Genomic DNA, 7,224 nt, shown 5'->3' with positions numbered 1-7,224 from the left:
CCTGTCCGCCCACTGGAGCCGGGCGATGCGGGCCTGGGTCGCCGAACAGGACTGGCTGACCCTGGAACGCCTCCCGGCATACGCCCCCGAGCTGAATCCGGTGGAACTGCTGTGGTCCTCACTCAAGAAACGCGAACTCGCCAACCTCGCCGGCGACCACCTCGCCGATGTCGCCGACGCCACCGAACAAGGCATCCACCGCATCAACCACAACCCACAACTGCCCTGGTCCTTCCTCGCCCACACAGGCCTGACCATCCACCCACCACACCCACCGAACTTACGAAAAGATCAGTAAGTGCAGATGCCGAATCAACCAAGGGACGCCATGAGTGTGCTTTGCTACCCAGCGCTGCCTGAGACCGCTTGTCCGTTTGGCTGGGCCTTGGGGAGGCACGTCCATGAGATCCACGAAGCGTGGCCTACAGTGCCAAGTTCGCCTCAGCTTCTTCGGCTGTCCGTTACCAGTTTCGATGGTCCTCCACGAGATTGACGATGAGCGCGAGCAGTGCATCGGCCCGGGAGCGGTCCTCGTGCTGAGTACGCAGGGCCTGGTCGACGGTCCTGAGCCTGGCTAGGGCCGCCGGTTTGCCGTCCATCACGTCGTCGATCACCGGCTCAGTGATCAGGTCCAGGCACTCGGTGAGCAGCCGTCGGGTAGCGGGGAACGGCGGGTTGGGGTCGGGGGCTGCGAACGCCTGAGTCAGGTAACGTGCCGGATCCGTGAGACTCCAGCCGACGACGGTGCCGTGCTGGATGAGGAGGGCCACATCCAGGGCGATGCCGATGCGAGCCTCCAGCGGCTCGTCGAGGACATCGCGGTCGCGCAGACTAGTCAGCACGGTGTCCCCGGGAGTGCGGTACAGCACCTCGCACACCTCCAGCCGGAAGTCCCGGACCTCGTCCGCGCGGAGCCCACCCGGGCGTACTGCGGGCAGGGGGGTGACGCGGGCGGAGTCCTCGGCGGAAGCGGACTCCGCCGGCATTTGGAACTCGGCACCGGCCAGCCTCCGGCTGTCCGGGTCGAACCGGAGGACGTCGGGCGTTTCCCACAACTGTTCCTGGCTGCCGAAAGTGGCCCGGAGGAACCGCTCACGTTCCTTCACGTCCGTGTAGTACGCGATGTCCACGGAATTGCCCGAGAAACGGGGCATGATGGACAGCGGATCGGCTGTCACTGTTGCGTGCCAGTCGTTGCCGAAGGTCAATCTCATGGTTACTTTTTCCTCAATACTTCCGCGGGGGGCATGAATCCGCCGTTGCCCGGAATTCTTCCCTCCACGATGTCCCTGTCGGTGATCGGCGCACCGGGGTCCGTGGCCTCGCCGCCCAGCGCCCTCGCACCGGACTCGCCCTTGATACCTGACGGCCCATACGCCGTGATGGCCTGGCCGGCTTGGGAACCAGGACCATGGGTTACGACGACGTCCTCGCCCTTCCGGAAGATGAGCTTTCCGGCGCTGCCCTCTGACTGGTACACCGCGTCCGGGTTCTTCAGGATTTCCAGGACCTTTTCATCGCTGAAGCTGTGCCTCTCGTCTCCGTGGTAGTTGCGGTGCTTGCGGAGCGTGCCACCCTTTGCCCTCTCTTCGACCCCGTCCGCGATCTTAAGGGCCCTTTCCCTGGCCCGCGCCTTGGCCTTCTCGGCCTTCTTCTCTTCGTCCGGGCACTTCTTCAGGCCCAGCGGATCGCATCCCGTGTAAGGGTTGTCCACGTAGCCGACGGGATTCGGCGCAGGAGCCAGCCCCAGGGGATCCGGGGAAGTGTAGCGGCCGGTTTCGGGGTCATAGTGGCGGAAGCAGTTGTAGTGGAGCCCGGTCTCAGGGTCGAAGTACTGCCCGGGGAAGCGCAGCGGAATATACGCGCTGCTGTCCCGGGCCCAGGCCGTGGTGCCCCACAGGGTGCTCCGGCCACGCCAGGCGATGGCGCCCGACTCGTCGATCAGCTCGGTCGGAGTGCCGATAAGGTCGGTTGCGATGGCGAAGAACCGACGGTCGATCTCCTCCTGACGGCCATCAGCCGTGAGGATGCGCTCGGTCTGCGCCAGCGGGACGACGTCCTGGTGGTCCCAGGTGAGAGCAACCGCATTCGGAGCGCCCGGCCGGTGACTGGTCTGCTCACAGAGGGTGAGACCGTCCCAGGTGAAACAGACTTCCTCGGCCACGGTGTCGCCGTCGGCAGCCAGGCGCTGCTTCGCGGTGCGGCGCCCCAGTGGGTCGTAGCGGTAGCGCCAAAGGGTCCCGTCGGGGGTGATGACGGAGGTGAGGCGGTTTTCCGTGTCCCACTCGTAACGCCAGGTGTCGGGTTTTCGGGATAAGCGGGTCTTCTGCCGCAGGGTGACTCGGCCGAGGGCGTCGTGCTCGAAGCGGACACCGCCGGCACGGGTGATGCTGGTGCCGCTGTAGGTGCGCGGTCCGGTGGCCTCTCTGCCCGGGTGCTGGTCCGGCCAGGACGCCGAGGTCTGGTTGCCCACGTCGTCGTACGCGTACCGTTCCGTCCAGCCCGGGGCCCGGACAGCGGTGGCCCGGCCCATGCGGTCGAGATCGAAGGTGCGGGTGCCCGACAGTCGGTCCGCGACGGAGAGCAGATGCCCGTCGGCACGGTAGCCGTAGGTGCGGCTGTTGACGGCCTGGATTCCCGCTGTGATGTGCTGCGCGGTAAGCCGTCCGACCTCGTCCCAGGCCGATGTCATGGTGATCGCGTCCCCGAAGGCGCGGACCAGCTCGCGGCCGACGGCATCGTGGGTGAAGTCGACGCACCGACCACCTGTGGTCAGCCGAGAGAGAAGGCTGTCGGAGTCGTAGGCGTAAGAAGTGACATGCCCGGTGGGCGTGGTCCGGCGGATGCGCCGTCCCAGGTCGTCGTAGGCGTAGAGAAGGGGACGACCGTTCACGAGTTCCGCTTTGACCCGTCCGCGACGGTCGTACTGGTACTGCAGTTCGCCTTCCGGGCCAACCGCCTCCAGGAGGCGCCCCGCTGTGTCGTACGCGTAGGTCGTCACCCGGCCGTCGACGTTCTTGCTGAGCACCTGGCCGATCCGGTCCCGCTCGAAGGAGATGGTCCCGCCAAGGGCGTCGACACGCTCGGTGAGCTGGCCCGCAGCGTCGACGCGGTAGGTCAGGGTGCGCCCGTCGAAGTCGGTCTCGGACACAATGTTGCCAACCGCGTCGTACTCGTAAGACCAGGTCAGCCCCTTCGGGTTGGTGACCCGGGTGAGGCGCAGGTCGTTGTCGTGCTCGAACTCGTAGCGGCCGCCGTCGGCCCGGGTGCTGGCGAAAGGGAGGTCGAAGTGGGTGTATTCGTAGCTTGAGACGCCTCCAGAAGCGTCAATGTGGGTCAGGCAGTTGCCCTCGCCGTCGTAGGTCCAGAACTGTGTCGTGCCGTCCGCATCGGTGCGGTGAGAGAGTTTGCCTTCAACACTCCATTCAAAGCGGGTGATGGCACCAAGTGGGTCGGTGAGCGTGGTGGGGTTACCGAAGGCGTCGCGTGTGATGCGGGTAATGGCACCGAGCGGGTCGGTGATCTCAACGGGCAGGCCAGCAGCGTTACTGCGGATACGGGTGGTGTTGCCGAGTGCGTCCGTCACGGAGACCGGGTGACCAGCCTCGTCGTAGACGGCGCGAGTGACGGCACCGGACGGGTCAGTGACCGCAGTTCGGTTACCGCATTCGTCATACACATACTCGACCACGGTCCGGTCCGGGTTGGTGACGCGGATCGGCAGCTGGAGATCGTTGTACCGCACGGATGATTCCAGGCCATCAGGGCGGACCTCGGTGGCCAGTCGCCCTATCTCGTCGCAGGTGAAGCGGGTGATGCTACCAAGAGGGTCGGTGCGGGACAACAGCCGGTGATAGCGGTCGTACTCGAATCGGGTGACGGCTCCCAACGCGTCGATCTCGGCGACGACCTGGGAGCGGTCGTTGATCACATACCGCGTGGTGTGGCCGAGACCGCTGGTCATGGACGTCATGCGCAGGCCGGTTTCGGGGTCGGTGTCATCCCAGGTGAAGTGGGCCTCGAGGTGGCCGTTTGTGCCGACTTGGTGCACGCAGCGGTCGTGTTCGTCGTAGACGTACCCGTACCGGCTGCCGTTGGTGTCCGTCCATGACGTGATGCGGCCCTGCTCGTCGCAGCCGAACCTCAGAGGGTGGTTTGAGGAGTTGGTGACTTCGGTGAGGTGGCCGTCGGTGTAGCCGTAGCGGAGGATTTCCTGGTCGGTGCCGTCCGGTGCGGCGCCCGCCAGGTACAGGGCAGTGATCCTGCCGTCGTTCGTGGTGAGCTTCAGGTGATAGCCGCCGTGGTGGACGATCGATGTCGGGGCGCCTGTCTCGTCGTACTCGAAGGTGATCCAGCGGCCGTTGCGGTCGTCGATCTGCGCCAGGAGTGCCAGTTCGCCGTCGGGGTTGTTGACGAAGTGCCGGACCTGGCCGGTTTCCGGGTCGGTAATGGTGTAGCCGTCATCGACCCGGTCCAGGGGCCAGCGTCGACCGTGCGTCGGCATGACGGGAACGCCGGGCGCGGGGTGCGGATAGGCCAGCAGGCTGCCTTCGTCGCAGCTGAACACCACGCCTTCCGGGTCGATCTCCAGGCGTTGGTCGACCGTGCTCGACCAGCCGGTACCGAACCAGCGACCGGCCCGGTACGAGGAGTCGAAGACACGCGCGAAGGCCAGGGGCAACGAGCCGGGCAGCACGATGTCCGTCTGCGGCAACAGCATGCGCCCGGTCGCGACATCGACGGGATCTCCGGCGCACTTGACCTCGCTGCACTTCTGGGAGTTGGAGTCGGGGTTCTTCTCGTGTCCGTTCCGGTTCTCGCCCTTCGGACGGTCGAGGAGGTCCTTCGTCCCGGCCCTCAAGCCACCCCTGGCCAGGCCGCTGCCCTTGGTGCCGACCAGCTCGGGAACGAGGCGGCCGATGAATTCGGAGGGGTCGCCCTTGGCGGAATCCCAGGCGTTCTTGAGGGCCCGGTCGGGGCTGGCCCCGGTGGAGACGAGACCGGCGAGCGTCATGTGGACGCCCTTGTAGTAGTCGGCCGGGTGGGCCAGGTTGTAGGGGTCGGTCGGGTTGACCGAACGGAGGAAGTTGACCAGTCCCGCGCCGCCCTTGATGACACCACCGCCGAAGTGGGCGAGCTCGATGCCCTGTCCCGCGGCGTGGTCGTAGACCTCCTGCTTGAGCCGGTTCAGGCCGGTGGGTTCCTTCGGCGCGTGGGCCATCGCCGCGGTGACCGCGCCCTTGGCCGTCTCGGCCGCCTCGTTGCGCACCTGCCGGGCATGCTGCAGCAGTTCCTGTGCCTGCCGGCGCCTGGCCAGCCCCGGATCCGTGAACTCCCCCGGATGCGGCAGCGGATGGTCGGTGTTGCGGACCGCGTTGTACGCCTGCGCCTTCTCCCTGAACGCGGCGGCGGCCCTCTCGTAGTCCTGCTTGCCCTCCTTGTACAGGGCGATGGCCTCACGGGCCTTGTCCTGAGCGCTGGCCACCGTCCGCGCATACGTCTCCAGCGCGCCGGCCGCGTCCTCGAACGCGTCGGCCGCACGCAGCCAGTCGGTCGGCAGCGTCCGGAACTTCTCGCGGAACGCGTCGGCGGCCTCGCCCTTCCAGCGACCGGAGTCGAGCCTCTTCATCCCGGCACCGACGAGATCGAACGCCCGCTGGAAGTCACGGAGGTTCTTCACCGTGGCAGCGATCTTCTCCGGCCTGCCATGGACCAGCTCGTCCGCTTCCTCGCTCTGCCCGAGTTGCTTCTCACCGACCTCCGCACCCAGCGCTGACGCGGTCGCGTCCCCCCAGTCCTCGACCCCGTCGGCCCAGCCGTGCGCCCCGACCTTGTCCAGGCCCGCACCCAGCACGTCGGTACCGGCGTCGACGGCCCTGCCCGCGAGCTCCTTGCCCTTGTCGGCCAGCCTGCCGGCACCATCGACCAGCCCGTCCCCTAGCCTCCCCCAGTCCACCATCAGTCCCCCTGCCCTCGATCCGAACGCCCCGCCTCAGCAACCGCCTCCCGCAACGCCGGATCCGTCATCCAGGAGTCCCCCGCGGAGTCCGGCCCCCCGATCCCCAACTCACTGCCGGTGTCCCGCCAGGCCTGCCGGACCTCCTCGTACGCCTTCCGCCCCGACTCCCCGCTGAAGTCCGGGTCGTCGTACGCCGACTGGCTCCGGACCGTGTCCCAGCTCATCTCCTTGACCTCGTCCTCGGACAGATGCGGATTCCCGTTCAGCGAATTCACACCGATCTTGAACGAGTCCTTGACGTACCGTTCCTGCTCCGCGAACGAACCCGCCGACAACCCGACCCCCACAGCGAAGTCGTTGCCCCTCCGCGTCAGCGCCCGCACACCCCACTCCCAACGCCCGCAGAACGCCTCGAACTCCGCCGCCAGACCGCCATGCCCCAACTCCAGCCCCGACAGGCCCAGATCAGAAAAACCACGGCCCACCGACGCCTCACCGACCATCCCGAGCTCCTTCAGCTCGGCATGCGCCAGATCGATCCCCTTCGCGATCGCGGCCAACGCCTCGGGCGGCACCCGAAGATCGGAACCATCCCCGCTCACCGCGTCCCCCCGAGATCCACCGCCACCGAATCCGGCACAATTCCCGCCACGGGCGGGAACAACACCCCACCCTCATCACTGCCCGCATCCAGCACCACCCCCGCAGGCCCCGGCAGCATCGGCACCATCACATCCAACAACCGCGCCCCCAACACCCTCTGGTACGCCCACTCCCGACCGGCCTCACCCCGGGCAGCGGCAAACCGTGCCAACGCCTCCTCGTCCGAGAACGCACAGATCCACCGCACACCGTTCTGCTCCGCCGACCACAGATCCCCCGCCCCGTCCAGCGGCACCAGCACCGCCGCACGCCGGAATTCACCCAACAACACAGCAAACTCACGCCGAGCCACCACCGCCAGATCACATTCCGACGCCATGGCAGGGACCGGTTGCAGTGCCTCACGCAGTGCCGTCAGCGCCTCAGGAGCAGGCCACTCGATCAAGTCGGCGATCTTCGAGCGCCGGACAGGCGGCTCTGCCACGTCATCCCCGTTATCGAACACGCGTTGAATGCTGGCACGACACACTTTCCAAAAGCAACGATCAAAAATGGCCAGCCAGCCGTGATCTGGACCCAACGCAGCTCCACGCACGTACGGGTGGGCCGTAAACACCCCGCGGAAGCGCTCCCCGAACCCCTGGGCCTTCGTTCACTCTGAA

5 protein-coding genes are annotated in these 7,224 nt (G+C 66.8%); 1 reads left to right on the top strand and 4 read right to left on the bottom strand.

Annotated features, from left to right (window positions below; translation table 11 throughout):
* Positions 1-298 (top strand): transposase (locus EAO76_RS33995; RefSeq protein ID WP_148840462.1); only part of this gene is annotated, 298 nt, incomplete at its 5' end.
* Between the two features lie 163 nt (positions 299-461).
* On the opposite strand, the gene EAO76_RS33990 is transcribed toward EAO76_RS33995, so the two are convergent.
* From EAO76_RS33990 to EAO76_RS33975, 4 genes are read right to left on the bottom strand one after another with little or no spacing between them, the layout of a single operon-like run.
* Positions 462-1,214, bottom strand: coding sequence for a hypothetical protein (locus EAO76_RS33990; RefSeq protein ID WP_148839931.1), 753 nt, complete (start codon positions 1,212-1,214; stop codon positions 462-464).
* Positions 1,215-1,216: 2 nt separating this feature from the next.
* Positions 1,217-5,959 (bottom strand): putative T7SS-secreted protein, encoded by a 4,743-nt coding sequence (locus EAO76_RS33985; RefSeq protein WP_148839930.1) that lies wholly within the window; start codon positions 5,957-5,959, stop codon positions 1,217-1,219.
* Entirely contained in the window at positions 5,959-6,561 is a 603-nt protein-coding gene (locus tag EAO76_RS33980; protein ID WP_262375929.1) for a hypothetical protein, read from the bottom strand. The genes EAO76_RS33985 and EAO76_RS33980 overlap by 1 nt, the downstream gene beginning before the upstream one ends.
* Entirely contained in the window at positions 6,558-7,067 is a 510-nt protein-coding gene (locus EAO76_RS33975) for an SseB family protein (protein WP_187438876.1), read from the bottom strand. Before EAO76_RS33975 ends, EAO76_RS33980 begins: the two co-directional genes overlap by 4 nt.
* Positions 7,068-7,224 lie beyond the last annotated feature (157 nt).

Source organism: Streptomyces sp. sk2.1 (assembly GCF_008120935.1).
In the GTDB taxonomy this organism is placed as follows: domain Bacteria; phylum Actinomycetota; class Actinomycetes; order Streptomycetales; family Streptomycetaceae; genus Streptomyces.
The sequence above is the reverse complement of the archived record's forward strand: the minus strand, read 5'-3'. Positions and strand labels throughout refer to the sequence as shown.

Coding starts and splice junctions, on each gene's coding strand:
- EAO76_RS33990 (WP_148839931.1), bottom strand. CDS start 1,214: ATGAGATTGACCTTCGGCAACGACTGGCACGCAACAGTGACAGCCGAT.
- EAO76_RS33985 (WP_148839930.1), bottom strand. CDS start 5,959: ATGGTGGACTGGGGGAGGCTAGGGGACGGGCTGGTCGATGGTGCCGGC.